This is a genomic window from Methylocystis parvus, assembly GCF_049675845.1.
In the GTDB taxonomy this organism is placed as follows: Bacteria; Pseudomonadota; Alphaproteobacteria; order Rhizobiales; family Beijerinckiaceae; genus Methylocystis; species Methylocystis parvus_A.
In genome coordinates this window covers 771,214-790,356 of sequence record NZ_CP187161.1, presented here as the reverse complement: position 1 = coordinate 790,356, position 19,143 = coordinate 771,214, and the positions used below count along the sequence as shown (strand labels likewise).

At 65.3% G+C, this 19,143-nt stretch carries 20 protein-coding genes; 6 read left to right on the top strand and 14 right to left on the bottom strand.

Annotation, left to right across the window (positions count from 1 at the left end):
- Positions 1-74: 74 nt before the first annotated feature.
- Positions 75-731 (bottom strand): MerR family transcriptional regulator, encoded by a 657-nt coding sequence (locus tag ACPFMJ_RS04275; protein WP_424362624.1) that lies wholly within the window; start codon positions 729-731, stop codon positions 75-77.
- 162 nt (positions 732-893) lie between these two features.
- On the opposite strand from ACPFMJ_RS04275, the gene ACPFMJ_RS04270 reads away from it, so the two are divergent.
- The 4 genes from ACPFMJ_RS04270 to ACPFMJ_RS04255 are packed head-to-tail and all read left to right on the top strand — an operon-like array spanning position 894 to position 4,321.
- Positions 894-2,003 carry a COX15/CtaA family protein gene (locus tag ACPFMJ_RS04270; protein ID WP_424362623.1) on the top strand — a complete coding sequence of 370 codons (1,110 nt, stop codon included), beginning with the start codon at positions 894-896 and terminating at the stop codon, positions 2,001-2,003.
- A gap of 11 nt (positions 2,004-2,014) precedes the next feature.
- Positions 2,015-2,953, top strand: a complete 939-nt coding sequence (locus ACPFMJ_RS04265; RefSeq protein WP_424362622.1) for a TIGR04222 domain-containing membrane protein — start codon at positions 2,015-2,017, stop codon at positions 2,951-2,953.
- Positions 2,940-3,776, top strand: a complete 837-nt coding sequence (locus ACPFMJ_RS04260) for a DUF692 domain-containing protein (protein WP_424362621.1) — start codon at positions 2,940-2,942, stop codon at positions 3,774-3,776. Before ACPFMJ_RS04265 ends, ACPFMJ_RS04260 begins: the two co-directional genes overlap by 14 nt.
- Positions 3,767-4,321, top strand: coding sequence for a hypothetical protein (locus ACPFMJ_RS04255; protein ID WP_424362620.1), 555 nt, complete (start codon positions 3,767-3,769; stop codon positions 4,319-4,321). The genes ACPFMJ_RS04260 and ACPFMJ_RS04255 overlap by 10 nt, the downstream gene beginning before the upstream one ends.
- Here the strand turns inward: ACPFMJ_RS04255 and ACPFMJ_RS04250 are convergent.
- Positions 4,318-4,722 carry a flagellar export protein FliJ gene (locus tag ACPFMJ_RS04250; RefSeq protein ID WP_424362619.1) on the bottom strand — a complete coding sequence of 135 codons (405 nt, stop codon included), beginning with the start codon at positions 4,720-4,722 and terminating at the stop codon, positions 4,318-4,320. The two genes, ACPFMJ_RS04255 and ACPFMJ_RS04250, sit on opposite strands and share 4 nt — an antisense overlap.
- A 190-nt stretch (positions 4,723-4,912) precedes the next feature.
- On the opposite strand from ACPFMJ_RS04250, the gene ACPFMJ_RS04245 reads away from it, so the two are divergent.
- Entirely contained in the window at positions 4,913-5,389 is a 477-nt protein-coding gene (locus ACPFMJ_RS04245; RefSeq protein WP_424362618.1) for a cupin domain-containing protein, read from the top strand.
- On the opposite strand, the gene pqqE is transcribed toward ACPFMJ_RS04245, so the two are convergent.
- The 4 genes from pqqE to pqqB form a co-directional block, all read right to left on the bottom strand.
- Positions 5,381-6,838, bottom strand: coding sequence for a pyrroloquinoline quinone biosynthesis protein PqqE (gene pqqE, locus ACPFMJ_RS04240; RefSeq protein WP_424362617.1), 1,458 nt, complete (start codon positions 6,836-6,838; stop codon positions 5,381-5,383). The genes ACPFMJ_RS04245 and pqqE overlap by 9 nt on opposite strands.
- A 148-nt stretch (positions 6,839-6,986) precedes the next feature.
- Positions 6,987-7,742, bottom strand: a complete 756-nt coding sequence (pqqC, locus tag ACPFMJ_RS04235) for a pyrroloquinoline-quinone synthase PqqC (protein WP_424362616.1) — start codon at positions 7,740-7,742, stop codon at positions 6,987-6,989.
- A gap of 59 nt (positions 7,743-7,801) precedes the next feature.
- Positions 7,802-8,269 (bottom strand): hypothetical protein, encoded by a 468-nt coding sequence (locus tag ACPFMJ_RS04230; protein WP_424362615.1) that lies wholly within the window; start codon positions 8,267-8,269, stop codon positions 7,802-7,804.
- Complete coding sequence (gene pqqB, locus ACPFMJ_RS04225) at positions 8,266-9,195, bottom strand: pyrroloquinoline quinone biosynthesis protein PqqB (protein WP_424362614.1); 930 nt, start codon at positions 9,193-9,195, stop codon at positions 8,266-8,268. The genes ACPFMJ_RS04230 and pqqB overlap by 4 nt, the downstream gene beginning before the upstream one ends.
- A gap of 252 nt (positions 9,196-9,447) precedes the next feature.
- On the opposite strand from pqqB, the gene ACPFMJ_RS04220 reads away from it, so the two are divergent.
- Complete coding sequence (locus ACPFMJ_RS04220) at positions 9,448-10,623, top strand: alpha/beta hydrolase (RefSeq protein ID WP_424362613.1); 1,176 nt, start codon at positions 9,448-9,450, stop codon at positions 10,621-10,623.
- Positions 10,624-10,674: 51 nt separating this feature from the next.
- Here ACPFMJ_RS04220 and ACPFMJ_RS04215 read toward each other — a convergent pair whose 3' ends face one another.
- The 8 genes from ACPFMJ_RS04215 to trpD form a co-directional block, all read right to left on the bottom strand.
- The gene (locus ACPFMJ_RS04215; RefSeq protein WP_424362612.1) at positions 10,675-12,321 is read right to left on the bottom strand and encodes a hypothetical protein; all 1,647 of its coding nucleotides are present in this window, start codon (positions 12,319-12,321) and stop codon (positions 10,675-10,677) included.
- Positions 12,322-12,824: 503 nt separating this feature from the next.
- The gene (locus ACPFMJ_RS04210) at positions 12,825-13,637 is read right to left on the bottom strand and encodes a CDP-alcohol phosphatidyltransferase family protein (protein ID WP_424362611.1); all 813 of its coding nucleotides are present in this window, start codon (positions 13,635-13,637) and stop codon (positions 12,825-12,827) included.
- Positions 13,638-13,648: 11 nt separating this feature from the next.
- Positions 13,649-14,347 (bottom strand): phosphatidylserine decarboxylase, encoded by a 699-nt coding sequence (locus tag ACPFMJ_RS04205; protein WP_424362610.1) that lies wholly within the window; start codon positions 14,345-14,347, stop codon positions 13,649-13,651.
- Positions 14,348-14,444: 97 nt separating this feature from the next.
- Positions 14,445-15,662, bottom strand: a complete 1,218-nt coding sequence (glp, locus tag ACPFMJ_RS04200) for a gephyrin-like molybdotransferase Glp (protein WP_424362609.1) — start codon at positions 15,660-15,662, stop codon at positions 14,445-14,447.
- A gap of 111 nt (positions 15,663-15,773) precedes the next feature.
- Positions 15,774-16,253, bottom strand: coding sequence for a cyclic pyranopterin monophosphate synthase MoaC (gene moaC / locus ACPFMJ_RS04195; protein WP_424362608.1), 480 nt, complete (start codon positions 16,251-16,253; stop codon positions 15,774-15,776).
- A gap of 128 nt (positions 16,254-16,381) precedes the next feature.
- Positions 16,382-16,993, bottom strand: coding sequence for a PilZ domain-containing protein (locus ACPFMJ_RS04190; RefSeq protein WP_424362607.1), 612 nt, complete (start codon positions 16,991-16,993; stop codon positions 16,382-16,384).
- A 212-nt stretch (positions 16,994-17,205) separates the two neighbouring features.
- A complete protein-coding gene (gene trpC / locus ACPFMJ_RS04185) occupies positions 17,206-17,997 on the bottom strand; it encodes an indole-3-glycerol phosphate synthase TrpC (protein ID WP_424362606.1) in 792 nt (263 codons plus the stop codon).
- A gap of 110 nt (positions 17,998-18,107) precedes the next feature.
- On the bottom strand, positions 18,108-19,127 hold the full coding sequence (gene trpD, locus ACPFMJ_RS04180) for an anthranilate phosphoribosyltransferase (protein ID WP_424362605.1): 1,020 nt from the start codon (positions 19,125-19,127) through the stop codon (positions 18,108-18,110).
- Between the last annotated feature and the right edge of the window lie 16 nt (positions 19,128-19,143).

Here is a 19,143-nt window from a genome sequence, read left to right as displayed (position 1 = left end):
GGCCGCCCTTATAGAGAGGCGACGGCCCGCTGGCAACGGGGAAGGCGCCTTCGTCTGATTTTCCAACAGCCTCCTTAGCGGCGCGTGAGGTTTAGCAGCCGCTTGCACTCCTCGATTTCGGCGAGGACCTGCCGCAAAATCTGGGACTGCTCCTGATCCAGACGCCTTGTGACGACCACAGGCGCGTTGAAAACCGGGGCGGGCGCGGGAGGTCGGGCGGGCGCTTCGACCGGCGGCTCGGCCAGCCGAGCGTCCACCGCCGGCGCGACGGGGGGCGGCTCGGGCGCGAAGACGAGCGGCTCCGGCTCAGGCAGATCGAGCGTCGCCTGAAGGCCGGGACCGGAAGCGGGCGGCGGAAACTCGGGCGCCTGCGGCTCCGTGCGGACCGGCTCCTGCTCCGGGGCTGCGGTCGGCGCCGAAGGCGATTCGCCGTTCTGGCGGCGGCGCACGTCGGCGATGACGTTGTCGACGCCCTGTTCCTGGAGGATGCGCTGCACCCCCTTGATGGTATAGCCTTCGCGATAGAGGAGATGGCGGATGGCCTCGACGAGCTCGATGTCGCGCGGCCGGTAGAAACGGCGGCCGCCCGCGCGCTTGACCGGATCGATCTCCTTGAAGCGCGTCTCCCAGAATCGCAACACATGCTGCGGCAGATCGAGATGCTCCGCGACATCTCCGATCGTGCGCAGCGTGGCGATCTCTTCCCTGGATAACGCGCCTCTCGCGGCCACCTTCTATCCCCGACTCAATCTCTGCGAGACATTCTTACATCTCGGGGGCGCGTCATATCAGCCCAAAATCTGGCCCTGCGCCAACGCTGGCCGCGCAAGGTGTGGACAAGCGTCGCGACCATCCCTTAAGTGCCCGAACCCTTAAACCTCCTGGCGAGCGCAATGGAAGACTGGCTTCTCTTTCCCCATCCCGTCCCCGAGGTGAAGCACCACGCGACGGAGGCGAACGCGGTCGACGTGCGCAACTGGCTCTGGATCGTAGCGGGCCTCGTTTTTCTGATGGTCGTCGTCGGCGGCGCGACGCGACTGACCGAATCCGGCCTCTCCATCGTCGAATGGAAGCCCGTCACCGGCGTGATCCCGCCGCTCTCGCACGAAGAATGGACGCAGGCTTTCGAGGATTACAAAAAGATCCCGCAATACAAAGAGCTGTTTCCGGACATGGACCTCGCCGGATTTCAGTTCATCTACGCCTGGGAATGGGCCCACCGCCTGCTCGGGCGCCTGATCGGCGCGGTCTTCGCGATCCCGCTGATCTGGTTCTGGGCGACGAAGCGGCTGCCTTCGGCGGTAAAGCCCAAGCTGATCGGCATTCTCGCGCTTGGCGCGCTGCAGGGCGGGGTCGGCTGGTGGATGGTTTCCTCCGGTCTCGTCCATCGCACCGAGGTCGCGCAGGAGCGCCTTGCGATCCATCTCGTCATCGCCGCGCTCATCTTCTCGTCCTGCCTCTGGGTCGCCGGCGGGCTGGGGCCGCGGCGCGAATCGAGCGCGCATGACCATATCGGGCGGCTGCGCGCGGTCGGGGCCCTCATTCTCGCGCTCGTCTTCGTGCAGCTCTTCATGGGCGGCATCGTCGCCGGCCTGCGCGCGGGTCTGGTGGAAAACACCTGGCCGCTGATCGCAGGCGCGTTCATCCCTCGGGCCGACGTGCTGTTCCCGACAGAGCCCTGGTGGGCCAATATCGTCGATACGCCCATAACGGCGCAGTTCTTCCATCGTATGATCGCTTACGTGATCTTTGCGATCGCAACGCTGCATCTCGTCGACGCCTGGATGAACGCGGCGGGCAGGGCGCGCAGCGGCGCGGTCATCCTCTTTGCGCATATTCTCGGGCAGATTGCGCTCGGCGTCGCGACGCTGCTTCTCGTCGAGCCGCCTTACGCCGGGACGCCGCATCTCCTGCTCGCGCTCGGGCATCAGGCGCTGGGCATGGGCGTGCTGGCGGTGGCGACGCTGCAGGCGCGGCGTCTTTTCAACGACATCAGGGATTAAGGGGGCGCGCTTTGGAAAACCTTCCCTTCCTAAATCTGCCGGGGCCGGAGTTTCTGAACGTCTTCGGCTTGCTGGCGATCATCGTCCTCGTCGCGGGGTGGCTCCTGATCCGTTTCGCGGACCAGACCGGCCAGCGCCCGCCGCCGCCCGTGCCGCAGGAGCCCGATCCGATCGAAGTGGCGTTCCTCCAGGGCGGCGTGAATCAGGTCATTCGCATGATCTGCTACGACCTGGTGCAGCGGGGCTATGCGGCGCTCGGCTCGGACGATCGCATCGTCCCGACGACCAAGCGCCCCGAGCCCGGCGCGCTCGACGCGATGGAAAGCCGCGTGCTGGAGTCCATTCAGGCGAAGCCAAAGGCGCATGAGCTTTTCGCCAACCGCACGCAGCGGCGTGAGTTGCTGGAGCAGCTCAAGCCTGTGCATGACAGACTTGCGTCGCGGGAGCTGGTGAAGCCCGAGTCCGTCAAGACGTGGCGGACGCGCGTGCAGATCGTCGGCACGCTGCTGCTGGTCGGCTTCGCGGGCGCCAAGATTTACGTCGCGCTGAGCGCCGGGCACAAGAACGTCTGGTATCTCGTTTTCCTCTGCCTCGCCGCCGTGATCGGGCTCTTCGTGCTCTGCTATGTCGCGACGCGCAGCCATGCGAGCCGGCGCGGGCAGGCCTATCTCGATGCGATGAAGCTCGCCTACAAGCCGCGTCTCGACGAGCAATTGCTGGAGGTCGGCGCGCCGGCCCCGGTGAAGGCGTTCGAAGGCGCGTCGCTCTTTCTCATCGGCCTCTACGGTTTCTCGGTGTTGAAGGGCACGGCCGACGCCGCTTTCACCGAGCATTTCAAGCGCGCCTCGGGCGACGGCGGGAGCAGCTGCGGTTCAAGCTGCGGCGGATCGTGCGGCAGCAGCGATGGCGGCGGCGGCGGTTGTGGCGGCTGCGGCGGTGGCGGCGATTAGCGCGCCCGCGCTCGGTTCCGGGTTGGGATATCGGCCGCCCTTTCGCGCCGATCTCTTCGCGAACCGCGCACGCGTCGATTTTCTGGAGATCATCGCGGATCATTATTTCGACGCCTTGCCCGAGAAGCTGCGCGAGCTCGATCTTCTGCGTGCGCATTTCCCAGTCGTCGCGCACGGACTCGATCTGTCGATCGGTTCGGCGGAAGGGATCGATCACGCTTATCTCGACAAGTTCGCGGCTCTGATCGAGCGCATCGAGCCGCCCTGGTGGAGCGAGCATCTGTGCTTCACGCGCGCGGGCGGGATCAACATCGGCCATCTCGCCGCGCTTCCCCATACGCGCGAGGCGCTCGACGTCGTGGCGCGCAATGTCGAGACCGTGCGCAAGCGCATAAAGGCGCCGCTCGTGCTCGAAAACATCACGACGGTCGTGCGCGTGCCGGGCGCGGAGATGGACGAGCCGGAGTTTCTCACGCGCGCGCTCGACGCGACGGGATGCGGCTGGCTGTGCGACGTGGCCAATCTCTATACGAACGCCGTCAACCACGGCGTCGACATCGACGCCACTTTCGAACGCTGGCCGTGGGACCGGCTCGTGCAGATCCATTACGCGGGCGGTCGCTGGCGCGACGGCGTGCTGATCGACAGCCATGACGCGGCGACGAGCGAGGCGGTCTGGGCGCTTTACGACCGCATTGTCGCGCGCGCGCCGGTAAAGGGCGTGATCCTCGAACGCGACGAGCGCCTGCCGCCTTTCGGCGAACTGCTGGACGAGGTCGAACGCGCCCGCGCGACGCTGAAGGAGTGCGGACGTTGGGGCTGAGAGGGACGCAGGCGCTGCTTGCGCGCCTCTTCACCGACGCGAAGCTGCGCCGCGCCTTTTTCGAAGATCCTCAAGGCGCCGCTCGCAGCTTCGGCTTCTCCGATGGCGACGCGGCGACGCTCGCCGCGCTCGATAAGCGCGAAGTCGAGGAGTTCGCCCGCTGCCTTCTCGGCAAGCGCGCTCTCGATGTTCGCAAGATTCTGCCCCTTACGGCGAAGGCGCTGGGAGAGGATTTCGACAGGCTGCTGTTCGAGGCGATTGACGGACCGCCGTCGCCGGAGCGGCATCGCGGCGACGCGGCGGCGCTTGCGCAGCTTCTGGCGGCCCGGAAGAGCGAACCCGCCTGGATTGGCGATCTCGCCCGTTTCGAGATGGCCTTCGTGAGCGCCGCGCGCCCGGGGATTATTTTTCGCCGTTTTGGCTGGCCCATAAACGACATTGCGCGCCAACTTCTCGCGGGCGCGCAGGTCGTCGCCGCGCCGGGGCGGCGGTTAGGGCTCTGGTTCCGCCTGCCAGGCGGCAGACTTTACTGGCGGCTGGTTTAAGCGCCCCGCCGGAAGGCGTGCGTCTCCGCCTGACGGCGTTCCGCAACGACGTCCACCATGCGCTCGGCGCCGCGGTCGCGGGCCTCCTGGCTCTGCGCCTTGGCGAGTTCGTCGCTTGCTTCCTTGAAATGCGCTTCCGCCTCTTCAAGCTGACCCTTGAGCTCGTTCAGCGACGCCACGATGTTGTCGCGGCGGGAGCGCGCGGCGCGCGCATAGGTCGGATAAGCGAAATGACTGGGGTCTGAAATATTGGCGCGCTGCTCTTCATGCGTGATTTCGCGCTCCAGGTCGTTCGACATGCGCGTGAATTCCGCAATCATTGTGTTGAGCTGCACGACGCGCCGGCGCTTTTCTTCTGCCTGAAAGCGTTTCAGGCGAACAAGTGTATCCCGCGACTTCATGCCTTGAACTCCATTACGCGACGCTTACGCAAAACAAACCTTTAACTCCGCGAGACGATTTAAATATGCATGCCGTAGGTTGCTCTTTGGTTACCGCGTTAGAAAAATCCAAAGGGTATCGGGCAAAGGCCTCCTCGCCGCCCTATTTGCCGCAACGCGTTCTCACCTTGAAATGGAGGAGGCGGAGCCGATGCGGTCAATTGCTCTCACATTTGGCGCTCTTTGCGTCTTCAGCGCGGCGGCGCTGGCCCAGACCAGCGGCTTGCGCCGCGCCGACGGACTCGAATGGAGCCCGGCGCCCGCCGATCTTCCCAAGGGCGCGGAGGTGGCCGTTCTTTTTGGCGATCCACGCGCGCCGGGGCCGTTCGTCGTCCGGCTGCGCGCAAAAGCCGGCTATCAGGTGCCCGTGCACAAGCACCCGGATCTCGAAACGGTAACGCTCATTTCCGGCTCGGGGCGCTATGGCGAAGGGCTGAGGCTCGACCCGAAGGCGGAAACCTTCATCCATGCAGGCGACTTCTTCGCAGCGCCGGCCGGCATGGGCCACTGGATCGCCGTAAATGAAGACGCGGTCTTGCAGGTGACCGGCACAGGCCCATGGACGATCGAATATCTCGACCCGCGCGACAAGGCGCGGATCGGGCAGCAAGGAGCCGCTCTAGACTGACTCCTCGGCCGGCGCGCTTTGCGGCGCGCCGCCGTACCGCCGATAGATGAAATCGGGCGGCAGGGCGTGCGACTCTGTCTCGGCATAGGCCGCAAAGCGCGCATGATCTGGCGACAGATGGCAGGCGGGGTCGGTCGCCGCCGCGTCCCCGGCGATGGCGAGCGCCTGGCAGCGGCATCCGCCATAGTCGATTTCCTTGCGGTCGCAGCTTCTGCACGGCTCCTTCATCCACTCCGTGCCGCGATAGGCGTTGAACGCGTCGCCGTTCCGCCAGATGTCCGCGAGCGGACGCTGACGAACGTCGTCGAAGACGAGGCCCGGTATCGTCTGCGCCGCATGGCAGGGCAGGGCCTTGCCCGAAGGCGTGACGACCATGATCGAGCGGCCCCAGCCGCCGGTGCACTGCTTGGGCCGCGTCGCGTAATGGTCGTGAATGACGAAGTCGAAGTTCAGCACGCCTTGTAAGCGCTTCTTCGCCTCGTCGACGACGCCGACGGTCTCCATGAAGACCTCGCGGGTCGGGATCAGCGCCGCGCGGTTCTCCTGCGCCCAGGCGTAATACTGGATATGCGCAATCTCGATGCGCTGCGCGTCGACTTCCACGGCGAAGTCGATGATCTGCGGCAGATGCGCGATGTTCTGGCGATGCATCGGCGCATTGATGGTGAGGCCCATGCCAAGCTCGCGCGTCCAGCGCGCGACGTCGCGCTTCTTCGGCACGCCGCCTTCATAGCCGGAGATGCGGTCTGCGCTCTCGGGCACGACGTCCTGTATCGAGACCTGCACATGGTCGAGGCCGATCTCGGCCAACCGCGCCAGCTTCTCGCGCGTGAGAAGAACGGCCGAGGTGACGAGATTGGTATAGAGGCCCGCCTCGACGGCATATGTGAGGATTTCTTCCAGATCGCGTCGCGCGGTGGGTTCGCCGCCGGAAAGATGCAGTTGCACCGCGCCGGCCGCGGCGGCCTGACGGAAGGTCTCGCCCCATTGCGTCGCCGTCATCTCGACATTGGATTTCTCGAGCTCCAGCGGGTTAGAGCAGTAAGGACATTGCAGCGGGCAGCGATGCGTCAGCTCGGCGAGAAGCCCGGTAGGGCCGCCGGCGAAGGGCGCGATAGACGTGGCGAAGTCCGAGAGCTTGGGCGGCGAGAACGGATCGACGCCGTCGCGCAGCAGCCGCTTGTCGGCTAGCCCTTGCAGCAGATTCGTGACGTCGCGGGTGATGACGTCGACCGGCGCTGAATATTGGCTGGCGAGGCGCGCGCAGAGATCGGCGATTGTGGTCTGTCCGTCGATCGCCTTGAGCACGATGAGGCCGATCGGATCGAGTTCATAGGCGCGCTCGGGCGCGAGGATGACGGTGCGCTGGCGTGCGCGATCCTCGTGCAGGCGCGCATAGCGCGTGAAGGCGGGGCGAGAGTCCGGGCCGATGATGTAGCGTTGGGTCATTCGTTGCTCGGCATTGTCGGGACTGTTTCGCCCCCTCCCTGTCCCTCCCCCGCTTTGCGGGAGAGGGGACGCTCGCTATCAGCGCTGTCGATGGAGGCTTCGGTCTGCTCCCTCTCCCGCGCAGCGGGGGAGGGCTGGGGAGGGGGCCTTATTCCGGCCGCCAAGCGCCCGGCGGGATGAGCCCCGGCGTGACGTAAGCGTGATGTAAGGCGTCGAGCTGCGCCCACAAGACATCGCATTTGAAGCGCACGGCGCCGACGCAGGCTTCCTGCTCCTCGCGGGTGCGCGCATTGTCGAGCACATAGCCGAGCGCAAACTCCGAGTCGCGCGGCGCCTGCGACAGACGGCGCTTGAAATAGGCCATCACATGGTCGTCGACGAAGTCGTAACTCTCCAGCATCCCGACGATGCGCTCGCGGTGGATGGAGGGCGCGAAAAGCTCCGTCAGCGACGACGCGACCGCGACGACGAGCGGCTGCTCGACGACGAAGCGCACATAGGCTTCCACCGCGAATTTCGTCGCGGGCAGGGCGCCCCGGCGAGAGGTAACATATTCGCGCGAGAAGCCGAGCGCATCGGTGAGCACAAGCCAGCGCTCGATGCCGCCCGCTTCCTCGCCGAGGCCGTCATGGTCGTGGATGCGATGTATCCATTCGCGGCGCAGCTCGCGGTCGTGCACGCGGCTCATGAAGGCGGCGTCCTTGCGCGGCACGGCCTCCTGATAGCAGTAGCGGTTGAGCGCCCAGGCGGCGACCTGATGTTTCTGGAGCTTGCCGCCATGCAGGAGCTTATGGAATTCGTGCTTGTCGTGATAGCGCTCGACGCCGACATTGCGGATCGCGGCTTCGAAATCGGCGCGCGAAAGCGGCGCGGCGTCGCGCCAATCGGTGACGATCTGGTTCATCTCAAAGCTCCTGTCCGCGTCGTCTGGGGCGGCGGCGCGAGCGCCGCCGCTTGGCTCAATTACAGAGCGCCTTCATTGGTCTGCGACATGACGTCGGAAACCTTGCCGCGCTTTACAAGGCAGCGCCACGGCGCCTTTTCCGGGCCGACGCCGAGAGTGACTGTATTGTTCGCCTCGGACGACACCGCGCCGATGACGACGACCTTGGGATTATGCGTCTGCTTCTTGACTGCGCGCACGCAAGCCTGCTTGTCCTTCGCGGGCACGCTGGCGTCCATGAAGGGCTTTTCCGCAGGGGCCGCCTGGCTCGCGTCGGGCGTCGCGGCGCCTCCCGAATTTTTCTTCGCCTCGGCGGCGTCACAACCCTTCTTGTAGGATGCGCCATGCTGTTCCTGATCCCAACGGCCGGCGGAGCAGTCTGCGTAGCCGCGCTTATATTCGCGTTGCGACGCGGTCGAGGCGAGGGCGCCGGTGGTGAAAGCCAAAACGAGCAGGCTCACAAGGCTGAAATTGCTCTTCAAGTTCATAGCGTCACCTCCATGCCGTCCACCCCGACTTCCCAGCCAGCGGCCCGCACGGCTGCATGTTCATGGGAATTCGCATTGAGAACCGGATTCGAATTATTGATGTGCACATAAATTTTGCGCGCAACGCCCAGGGGCGCGAAGGCGGCGATGGAGCCGTCCTCGCCGCTCATATTGATGTGTCCCATGCGCGAGCCGGTCTTGCCCATCAGGCCCTGCTCGATCATCTCGTTCTCATGGAACAGCGTGCCGTCGAAGAAGACGAGCGATGCGCCGCGCAGGCGGTTGGCGAGCGGCTCGTCCACTTTCGCGCAGCCGGGAATGTAGAAGAAGGATTTGCCGGTCTTCGGCTCGCTGATTTCGAGGCCGAGAGTGTCGCCCGCGCTGGTGCCGAAATTCGGCGCGTTCTTGTCTTCGAGATAGAGCGCGATCTTGCCCGGCACGGGGAAGGCGCGGATGGCGAGGCCGAGATCGACGCCGGCGCCTTTGAGCGGGATCGTCTCGTCCATGCGCAATTCGATGCGCGGCACGAGCTGCGTTTGCAGGATCGTGAAGATCGGATTGGCGCCCAGCGCCTGCAGGACGCGGCCGGCCGCATAGACGCTGAAAGGCTGCGCCTCGCGCAGATTCAACAGACCGGCGACGTGGTCCACGTCGCCATTGGTCAGAGCGACCGCCTTGATCGGGCTTGCGCGCACGGGAGCGCCCTCGGCCGGGGCAAGATCGGGCGCCGCGGCGATCTGCTCGCGCAGGTCAGGAGAGGCGTTGAGAAGCACCCAATTGACGCCGTCGGCGGAGACGGCGAGGGAGGACTGCGTGCGCGGCGAAAAGCCCGGCGCGCCCGCGCGCACCGCGCGGCAATTGGCGCAATTGCAGTTCCACTGCGGGAAACCGCCGCCGGCGCCCGAGCCCAAAATCCTGATCCGCATCGCGTTTCCCGGCGGCTCCGAGGGAGCGCCGTTTCCCCTGTTATTGTTTTGATTGGCGCGCACTATGCACCGTCGGCGCGGCCGCGCAAGTGCGGCAAATTTGCTTGTTGTTTACCCAAGGATTCAACTTTTCAGTGTGCGGCGCCGAAGGGCCGCCCCGTTTTGGTCGCTTTCTCCGGTAAGAACAGGGGCCGGCCGGGCGGCTTCGCTACGCGAGGCGGGTAAAAAATCCCGGCCGCGCTGGACAACCAATTGCGCAACGCTTCGCTGACACTGACCGCCATCCTCGCCGCGACGCTGCTCTCGAGCTGCGTCTCCGACGGCATGCGCGCGGTGGACGGCCATATCTCCAACGCCAGTTCATTTGTTGCGGGATCGCAGGGCGAGCCCAACCGTGTGCCGCTCTTCGTCGCCTCGACGCGGCGCGGGGAGGGCGCGAGGGACGACGGAAGTCCGCATTTCTCGCTTACCGCCATCGGCGTCCCACAGAACCATCGCCCCGGCGCTGTCGAGCGGCCGAGCTTCGGCTCCGCCGACAAGAGCCGTCATTTCGCGGTCCTCTCGAAGCGCGGCATGGACGAGGACGAGTTCTACGGCGAGATCGCGTCTCACGTATCGGGCCGCGTCGGCAGTTCGCGCGACATTCTACTTTATGTGCACGGCTTCAACACCAGTCATGACGAGGCGCGTTTCCGTCTCGCGCAGATCGTCGCCGATGGCGGCTTTTCCGGCGTCCCCGCGCTATTTTCGTGGAACTCGCGCGGCGGCCTGTTCAACTATGAATCCGACAAGGAGGCCGCGACGGTCTCGCGCGATGCGCTGGAGAAAGTCGTGCTTTCGCTCGCAAAAACGCCGGGGGTGGGGCGCGTCCATATCCTCGCGCATTCGATGGGCTCATGGCTCACCATGGAGACGCTGCGCGGCGTCGCTCAGGCGGGGCATCCAGATCTGGACGGCAAGCTCGGCGAGGTCATGCTCGCCAATCCCGACATCGACCTGAACGTGTTCCGCCAGCAGGTCGCGCGGGTCGATCCGCACCGCGTCTCGATCTTCGTCAACAATAACGACCGGGCGCTCGCGCTCTCCTCGCGCATCGCCGGCGATCGCCAGCGGCTCGGGGCGATGGACCCATCCAAGCCCGAGGATAAGGCCGAGCTGGACCGGCTCGGCGTCGCCGTTCACGACATCTCGTCCTTCTCGACGGATTACATCGGCCATGGCGCCTTCGCCGAGGCCCCCGACGTGGTGCGCAAGATCGGCGCCCATATCGCGGCCCCGCGCGCGGGCGACGCGGACAAGATGGCCATCCCGGATTTCAGGGGCGATGAGGTCGCGGGGACGACAAACGTGACCCAAACCCCTCCGCCGCCTCCGCCGGTCGTGCAAAAGGTGGAGAGCTCGCCGCTCCCGCCGGTGGCGGGGCGATAAAAAAGCCGGGAGCGGAAAATCCGCCCCCGGCCAAAAAGCGAAGTGACGCGCTCACCAGCTCGAGCAAGTGGCTCCGCAGTCATGGACGTAAATGCCGGCCCAGCTCGCCGTCGTCGCCGCGTTCAGCATGCTCGCGGTGATCGCGACCTTGCTTCCACGGAAACCATCGCGCTCGACGCCGATCGCGGAGACGAGTGAACCAATAGGAGCGGCGGGATCGACGCTGCGCCCGTCCATCGTCGTGTCTAGGACGCGAATGATGGTCGATGAATTGGCGTTTCGCGCATACAGCCCGTCGACGGCGCCCTTTTGGCCCTTGAACACCATCGAGTTCGTCGTCACCGCGGTGAAGGCGGAAGAACGCCAGCGCGGCGGCTCCGCGTCTTCGGCTTCTCCAGAGCTTCCCGGCGGCTTGCCCGAATAGGTCCAGTACAGGAAGTCGGTGAATCCGTCTGCGTTGGTCTTGGCGATCAGGGTGATTACGCTCGTCTGCACATCGACCAGAAAGATGCCCTGATTCACCGGCACAGGCAGGTCCGCGCCGCTGGGGTATTGCTGCAGGCAGTAGGCGATCAGATCCTTATTGCCGTCGGCAGGGCAGTCCTTGTGAACGATTTTCGTCTCCGAACCCCACGCGCCCCAGAAGGTCACGAAGCGCCCTTCGAATGACAGTCCTTCGCCGAACTTGTTGAAGGTCGTGCCTGCCGGCATGGTCGGCACCTGCGTGCCGATGGCGGCGAGCGCGCGCAGATAGGTCGCATCCGCAAGCTTGGTGATGTAGATGCCGCCCGCGGTCGGCGCTTCCTCATTGTCGAAGCCCGCGAAGACGACCTTTTTCACTCCCAACGTATTCGTCGCCGCGCTGGGCGGAGCGGCCGAGCCAAAAACCTTGCCGGGAGCGTCGGGGATTGGCATCCCGCTCTTTACGATGAGCTTGACCGGCTGGGTGCCGCCCTTCGTGTTCCGCAAAAAGACGCCGGTCTTGCCCACACCGTCGACAGTGTAATTGCCTTTGAAGACGGCGATGCCTGCGACAGGAGACGGCGAACCGGGGAATTGGTCGAACTTGGTGCCCGGCGCTTCAGTCGGCACGGAGAAGTAAGAGTAAGCCGGGACATTGCCGACCAGGCTCGCGCCCGTCACGAGCGCCGGAGCAGCCTCCGTAGTGTCGCCGCCGACGCGCAAATACACGCCCGAGGTTCCGACCTTCGTTCCGTCGGAAAGGGTCACGACCGGCTGGGACTGACCGCGGGTTGCGACCGTGGCCGACAACGCGTCGGCGCGCGGCGTGGAAGGGAATTCGATGAATTGAGCGCCGGTCGTGTTGGGCTGGGGGACGAGAACGCCCAGATTGTCAGCGACAATTCGGATGCCCCCAGCAAGGCCGCCGGTCCCCAGCGCCGTGTAAACGCCGCGTACCGGCTCGCCGCCGCCGCCGCCTTGGCCTTCGAGCGTCAGCGGTTTTGCGCGAGCGCGGAACACGACCTGACCCGCGGTGTTGATCGCCGGTTGATTGTAGCTGAAAAAGTAGGGGGTCTTGGGTTGTGTCACCGATTGGGGCGCAACGACCCCATTGTTCACGACCATCTGCCACGTGGCCCCTGAGGCGGCGCCGCCCATTGCCGGAATCGCGACGCCAATCATCAGCGCCGCCTTCAGCACGCTGGCGCTCCTCGCGCCGTTCTTAGAAATTCGCATAAATGCGCTCCATCTAACTCTTAATTGCTTTGGCGTTGATCGCAGTTCGCTGGAGAGCCTTCAAACGTCTCGATTCTGGAGCGACCGCCTCAACTGGAGGTATATGAGCGCTGACTAATGTGTCGTGCAATGCGACAATCTGATCTGCGACAATTTGCGCCTAAATCTGCCGTATTTTGATTTGTATGAGTACTATCTGAAGAGAAGGAGATTTTCGCCAAATCTTCCAAAGGGTTTGCCGGTGCTTCGATAAGGCTAAGCTTTTGACTATCTAAGAGGCCTTCGTTGTTTTCCTCTCAAGTCGCCCAAACAACCGGGGTTATGCTTTGTCTTGAGAGCCCATGGCGGCCTGCCTCACCGTCGTAAACCGGGCGTGCGGCGGGCCGGCGTAGAAATGCGGTGCAACCTAAGCGGGAAGAGGTTCACGGCGTCGAGCTCACCGGCCTCGGGCCGGCAGAGATGCGCAGCCGTCGAGATTTCCGCATTGGGTGGCGGGTCGCGCGCTAGGCCCCGCCGGCCTTCTCGGTTTCCGTCTTCGCCAGCGCGTTATACCGCTTCACGCTGAAGGGGATCAAAGCGAGAAAGGCGATGCTCACCACCGCCAGCAGCTCCATCGGATAGATCGCCAGCAGTAACGCCGTCACGCCGACGCCGAACAGCACCGGGATGACGAGGTCGCGCGGGATGCGGCCGATGCGCTTGCCGGAGAAATGCGGGATCGTGCTCGCCATCAGGAAGGCGATGCCCAGCACATACAAGATGTAAAACGGCACGAAGGCCTTGGAGGCCGGCAGCTCCAAAGCCGAGAAGTGCAGATAAAGAGGCAGCAACACCGTCACGGCGCCGGCGGGCGCCGGCATGCCGACGAAGAATTCGGCATGCCAGGCGGGCTTGCCGGGATCGTCGATCATCACGTTGAAGCGGGCGAGGCGCAGCGCCGCGGCGATGGCGAAGGCGAGAACGGCGAACCAGCCGAGACCCTTGATCTCGTGCAGGCTCCACAGATAGAGCAGCAGGCCCGGCGCGATGCCGAAGTCGATGAAGTCCGCAAGCGAATCGAGCTCGGCGCCGAAGCGCGACGTGCCCTTGATGGCGCGGGCGAGGCGGCCGTCGAGGCCGTCCAGCACCGCCGCCGCCATGACGGCGGTGACGGCCTTCACGAAATCTTCCTCAATGGCGTATCGGATCGCCGTGAGGCCCATGCAGAGCGCGAGCAGCGTCACGAGATTGGGCAGCACCACGCGCAGCGGGATGTTGCGGAAGCGCAGACGCCGCAGTTCGGGAGGCGAAAGCTGGAAACCCTGATCGTCGCTCATGCTCTTTGGCCTCAGCCGCTCTTGAAGGTCAGTGTCGGCGCGTCGGCCGTCAGGTCCGCGAGAACGGTCTCGCCGGCGACGGCGCGCGTGCCGACCGCCACCATGGCGCGGGCGGATGACGGCATGTAGACGTCGACGCGCGAACCGAAGCGGATGAGGCCGAAGCGCTCGCCCACGCCGAGGCTCTCGCCTTCCTTCACGAAGCAGACGATGCGGCGCGCGACGAGGCCCGCGATCTGCACCACGCCGAAGCGGCCGCGCGGCGTCTCGATGACGAGGCCGTTGCGCTCATTGTCCTCGCTCGCCTTGTCGAGGTCTGCGTTGACGAAGAGGCCGGGCTTGTAGGCGATCTTCGTGATGCGGCCCGTGACCGGCATCCGGTTCACGTGGCAGTCGAAGACGCTCATGAAGACGGAGATGCGCTGCAGCGGCTCGGCGCCCATGCCGAGTTCCGGCGGCGGCAGGAAGAAGCCGATCGAGCAGACGACGCCGTCGGCCGGCGACACGACGAGACCGTCTCGCAAGGGCGTGACGCGCGGCGGATCGCGGAAGAAATAGACGCACCAGGCGGTGGCGATGAAGCCGATCCAGCCGAGCGTCGGCGATATCCAGTCGAGCACGAAGGCCGCGACGGCGAAGACGGCGATGAAAACATAGCCCTCGGGATGGATCGGCACGAGGACTTTGCGAACGGAATCGATGACGGACATGGGCAGGGCTCCCGTTGCGCGACTCTCTATCGAATGACCGCGCTTCTTTGCCATGTTGCAGCGCCAAAGTCACGGGCGGGGAGGGCCGCAGGCCGCTCTATCTCGGCAACCGCCATATCCGGCAGGGGGAGCCCGCCGGCAGCGGGGCGTCGCCCGGCTCCCGGATGAGCAGCGCCTGCGATTGCGCCAACTCGGTCAGCAGCGACGAATCCTGCATCGGCATCGGCGTCGCGACGAGGCGGCCCTCGGCGTCTTTCGCCAGCATCGCGCGCATATAATCGCGGCGGCCTTTATTGGCGGGCAGGTCCGCGCCGGCGATGGCGGTTTCCGTCCGGTCGGCGCCGGCTGTGGGATCGCCCTGCAGCGCCCGGACCAGCGGCGCCAGAAACACGAGCGCGCAGACGATCGAGGCGACCGGATTGCCGGGCAGGCCGAGAATATGCGCGTCGCCCAGCCGGCCGGAGATGAGCGGCTTGCCGGGGCGCATGGCGATCTTCCAGAAATCCAGCGTCATCCCCTGACGCGCGAGGGCGGGCTTCAGCAAATCGTGGTCGCCGACGGAGGCGCCGCCCAGCGTGACGAGAATGTCGGCCTTCGCTTCGCGCGCAAGCGTGATTCCGCGTTCGAGCTCCGCGAGGTCGTCGCGGAAAACGCCGAGGTCGATCACCTCCGCGCCTGCTTCTTGCGCAATGGCGCCCACGGCGAAGCTGTTGCAGGCGATGATCTGCGAGGGGCCGGGCTCCGCGCCCGGCAGGACGAGTTCGTCGCCCGAGGCGAGGAGCGCCACGCGCGGTCGGTGCGCGACGGGCAGGGTCGCATGGTTCATGGCGGCGGCGAGGGCCAGCTCGGCGAAACCGAGCCACGTCCCGGCAAAGAGCGCCGCGGCGCCTTCGCTGAAATCGAGCCCTTTCGCGCGGATGTGATCGCCAGCCTTGGCGCCGGGCTTCAGGCGGACATCGCCATCCGCAACCTCCGCGTCCTCCTGCAACAAAATGGCGTCGGCGCCCGCCGGCACGGGCGCGCCGGTGAAGATGCGCACGGTCTCGCCGGGTTTCAGCGCCGCCTCATAGCCGTGGCCGGCGGCGCTCTCGCCAACGAGCCTTACCGGGCCGCTCGCAAGATCGGCGGCGCGGACGGCGTAGCCGTCCATGGCCGAGACGTCGACCGGCGGCTGGGTGCGCTTCGCAACGAGGTCGCGCGAGAGAGTGCGGCCGCGCGCTGCGGCGAGGGTGACGTCCTCCTCGCCGAGTCGCGCGGCGCCGGCCAGTACGCGCGCAAGGGCGTCGTCGACGGGAAGGAGTTTATTCTCGGACATATCGAACCAGACCTCCCTCGTCACTGTGAGGAGCGGAGCGAATGAAGCAAGCCAGGGCTCCCTGGGATGGATTGCTTCGCTTCGCTCGCAATGACGGTTACATTGGTTGCGCTAATCTTCCCGCCGCCAGTCGCCGCTCTTGCCGCCTTCCTTGGCGACAAGCTCCACGCCCTCGATGCGCATGGCGCGGTCGACGGCCTTGAGCATGTCGTAGATGGTGAGGCAGGCGACCGAGACGGCGGTCAGGGCTTCCATTTCCACGCCCGTCTTGCCCGTGACGCCGGCTTCGACTTCGACGCGAAGTCCCGGTAGCGCTTCGTCGGGCGTGATCTCGACGCTCACGTTGGAAAGGGGCAGGGGATGGCAGAGCGGGATGAGGTCGCTCGTCTTCTTGGCCGCCATGATTGCGGCGATACGCGCGACGCCGAAGACGTCGCCCTTCTTCGCCTGCCCGGCGACGGCGAGCGCCAAAGTCTCCGGCGCCATCACCACGCGGCCCCGAGCGCGCGCGACGCGCTTCGTGTCCGCCTTGGCGGAGACGTCGACCATGTGGGCGTCGCCGCTTGCCGAGAGATGGGTGAGCTTAGTCATGCGGGCGCTTTTGCGCTTTTGCGGGGCCTGTGACAAGAGTCCGCAAGGCCAAGTTATACGGACATCAGCGATCCATAGGTGCGCCAGCTCGCTTTCCGGAGCAAACAATTAGCTGTGCAATTGCGCCTTTACAGAATGATTGTCTCGTCGATCGAGCCTTCCTCGAAATCTTCCTCGAATTCGGCGACGAAGCCTCCCTCCTTGAGGCGGAGCACCGTCGCCTTCTTGCTGCCCACGAACAGGGTGCTGCCGACGAGAAGCGTCGTCTTCAGATTGACTGTGACGCTCACGCCAGATGCGGAAACGTCGTTGATCCGCGCCATGCATTCCTTGCCGTTGGGAAGGCGCAGCGTGGTCAATTGCGTGAGGGGGACGAAGCGTTTGTGGCGGCGGTTTTCGGCCACATCGAAGGCGTTGCGGTTGGCGTACCAGACGAGAAGCTCGGCGATCTTCCTGTGCTTGAGCGGCGGAAGGCTCAAGGCGACCACGAAGCCCTCGGTCTCATGACGCTCGACCGTCCCTTCGAGACGGCCGAGTGCGGGGAGATAGATGATCAGCGGCGCGCCGAGCGGCGGCGTCAGCTCGCAAGCGATCAGCATCTCGCCTGTCGACATCTCCTGAACCTGGCACGAATATTCCTGTTTCGAAGGCAGCATGAAGCGGCCGTCGAGGTCGACGCGCACCTTGTTGTGAAGCTTTACCCTGGCGTCACTCGCGTCGAATCCCAGTCTCGATGACATGTGCAACCTTTGGAGGAATATGGCCAAGCCAGAGATGACCTGATGTTGTCATTAAAGGCTTAATTCAATCTGGCGGGGACGCCGAAGATTGCTGCGCAATCGGTGGATAAATCTGGATTTGTCTTGTTTTTCAAAGAACAAGACCCAGCAAATAAAACGCCGATCTCGACTAAACGTGAGATCGGCGCTTATGGATTGCAAAAAGGAGGCGCTCAGCCGTTCAGCAGCTTGCGCGTCGCCGCCTCCACGTCCTGCTGGCGCATCAGGCTCTCGCCGACAAGGAAGGTGAAGATGTGCGACTTCTCCAGCCGCAGGCAGTCTTCGTGGGTCATGATGCCGCTTTCGGCGACGATGATCTTGTCGCGCGGCGCCTTCTCGGCGAGACGCTCGCTCGTTTCGAGCGCAACCGAGAAGTCATGCAGATTGCGGTTGTTGATGCCGATGAGCTTCGTCTCCAGCGCGAGGGCGCGATCCAGCTCGCGCTCATTATGGACTTCGACGAGGACGTCCATCTGCAAATCATGCGCGGCGGTGTTGAGGGCTTTCGCTTCCTCGTCGCTCACGGCGGCCATGATGATGAGGATGCAGTCGGCGCCATAAGCGCGCGCCTCGTAGACCTGGTAGGGGTCGAAGAGGAAATCCTTGCGGATCGCGGGGAGATGGGTCGCCTTGCGGGCGGCCTCGAGGTCTTCGAGCTTGCCCTTGAAGGAGGGGCCGTCGGTCAGGACCGAGAGGCAGGCGGCGCCGGCTTTCTCATAGGCGCGGGCGAGTTTGGGCGGATCGAAGTCCTCCCGGATGATCCCCTTGGAGGGAGAAGCCTTTTTGACCTCCGCGATCAGCGCGATCCTGCGTTCGTTAAGTTTGGCCTCGATCGCGTGAACGAAGCCGCGCGGCGGATCGTGGTCCCGCACATTGCGCTGAAGCGTGGCGAGCGGCATGCGCACCTTGGCCTCCGAGATTTCGGTGCGCTTATAGGCTTCAATTCGGTCGAGAATGTCGGTCATGTCGTTCGCCTGAAGGAAGCGCGCCGCGCGCCGCCGATGATTCAGCTAGATGAATAGCGGATCGGGGGCTGCAAGCCTATCCCACAGAAAGTCGCGCCGGCGCCGCGCCCTCACCCCTCGGCGTTGGAGCGCCGAACCAGCGCCTCCAGCTTTTCCGCCGCCGCGCCGCTGTCCAGCGCCGCCGCTGCGAGACGTGCGCCCTCGCCAATGTCCGCGGCGCGCTCGGCCACGATCAGGGCGATGGCGGCGTTGAGCACGGCGATGTCGCGATAGGCGTTTTTCTCTCCGGCCAGCACGGCCCGCAGGGCCTTGGCGTTGTGGGCCGGGTCGCCGCCGACGAGTTCCTGCGCCGTCGCCCGACGGAGGCCCGCGTCCTCGGGCGCGATGTCGAACGCGCGTATATCCCCGTCCTCCAGCGCGACGACATGGGTGACGCCGGTCGTCGTCGCCTCGTCGAGCCCGTCGCTGCCATGCAGCAGCCAGACGCGCCGGGAGCCGAGTTCCCGGAGGACCAGCGCAAGCGGCGCCAACCAGTCGCGCGAATAGACCCCGATGGTCTGCCGCTCGACCCGGGCCGGGTTACAGAGCGGGCCAAGCAGGTTGAAGATCGTCCGCACGCCCAGTTCCGCACGGACCGGGGCGGCGTGCCGCAAAGCCGGGTGGTGCGTCGGGCCGGCCATGAAGCAGATGCCGGCGTTCTTCAGGCAGGCGGACGCCGCGGCCGAGGAAATGCCCACTTTCACGCAGAGCTCGCCCAGCACGTCCGAGGCGCCGGAGCGGGAGGAGGACGCCTTGCCGCCATGTTTGGCGACGGTGGCGCCGGCGGCCGCGGCGATGATGGCGGCGAGCGTCGAGATGTTGTAGGTGCCCGCGCCGTCGCCGCCCGTTCCGACAATGTCGATGGCGCCCGGCGGCGCCTCCACGGGCGTCATGGCGGCGCGCATGGCCTCCACGGCGCCGATGATTTCATCGACCGTCTCGCCGCGCATGCGCAGGCCCATGAGGAAAGCGCCGAGCTGGGCTTGCGTCGCGGCCCCTTCGAAGATCAGGGAAAAGGCGGCGCGCGCTTCCTCGCGGGCCAGCGGATGGCCTTCGGCGAGAGCGGCGATATAGGGCTTGAAATCTTGCATCGAAGGTCGTGCCCGC

Excerpts from the sequence above, each read along its gene's own strand:
- ACPFMJ_RS04270 (WP_424362623.1), top strand. The coding sequence starts at position 894 with ATGGAAGACTGGCTTCTCTTTCCCCATCCCGTCCCCGAGGTGAAGCAC.
- ACPFMJ_RS04250 (WP_424362619.1), bottom strand. The coding sequence starts at position 4,722 with ATGAAGTCGCGGGATACACTTGTTCGCCTGAAACGCTTTCAGGCAGAA.
- ACPFMJ_RS04245 (WP_424362618.1), top strand. The coding sequence starts at position 4,913 with ATGCGGTCAATTGCTCTCACATTTGGCGCTCTTTGCGTCTTCAGCGCG.
- pqqE (WP_424362617.1), bottom strand. The coding sequence starts at position 6,838 with ATGACCCAACGCTACATCATCGGCCCGGACTCTCGCCCCGCCTTCACG.
- pqqC (WP_424362616.1), bottom strand. The coding sequence starts at position 7,742 with ATGAACCAGATCGTCACCGATTGGCGCGACGCCGCGCCGCTTTCGCGC.
- ACPFMJ_RS04230 (WP_424362615.1), bottom strand. The coding sequence starts at position 8,269 with ATGAACTTGAAGAGCAATTTCAGCCTTGTGAGCCTGCTCGTTTTGGCT.
- pqqB (WP_424362614.1), bottom strand. The coding sequence starts at position 9,195 with ATGCGGATCAGGATTTTGGGCTCGGGCGCCGGCGGCGGTTTCCCGCAG.
- ACPFMJ_RS04215 (WP_424362612.1), bottom strand. The coding sequence starts at position 12,321 with ATGCGAATTTCTAAGAACGGCGCGAGGAGCGCCAGCGTGCTGAAGGCG.
- ACPFMJ_RS04210 (WP_424362611.1), bottom strand. The coding sequence starts at position 13,637 with ATGAGCGACGATCAGGGTTTCCAGCTTTCGCCTCCCGAACTGCGGCGT.
- ACPFMJ_RS04205 (WP_424362610.1), bottom strand. The coding sequence starts at position 14,347 with ATGTCCGTCATCGATTCCGTTCGCAAAGTCCTCGTGCCGATCCATCCC.
- glp (WP_424362609.1), bottom strand. The coding sequence starts at position 15,662 with ATGTCCGAGAATAAACTCCTTCCCGTCGACGACGCCCTTGCGCGCGTA.
- moaC (WP_424362608.1), bottom strand. The coding sequence starts at position 16,253 with ATGACTAAGCTCACCCATCTCTCGGCAAGCGGCGACGCCCACATGGTC.
- ACPFMJ_RS04190 (WP_424362607.1), bottom strand. The coding sequence starts at position 16,993 with ATGTCATCGAGACTGGGATTCGACGCGAGTGACGCCAGGGTAAAGCTT.
- trpC (WP_424362606.1), bottom strand. The coding sequence starts at position 17,997 with ATGACCGACATTCTCGACCGAATTGAAGCCTATAAGCGCACCGAAATC.
- trpD (WP_424362605.1), bottom strand. The coding sequence starts at position 19,127 with ATGCAAGATTTCAAGCCCTATATCGCCGCTCTCGCCGAAGGCCATCCG.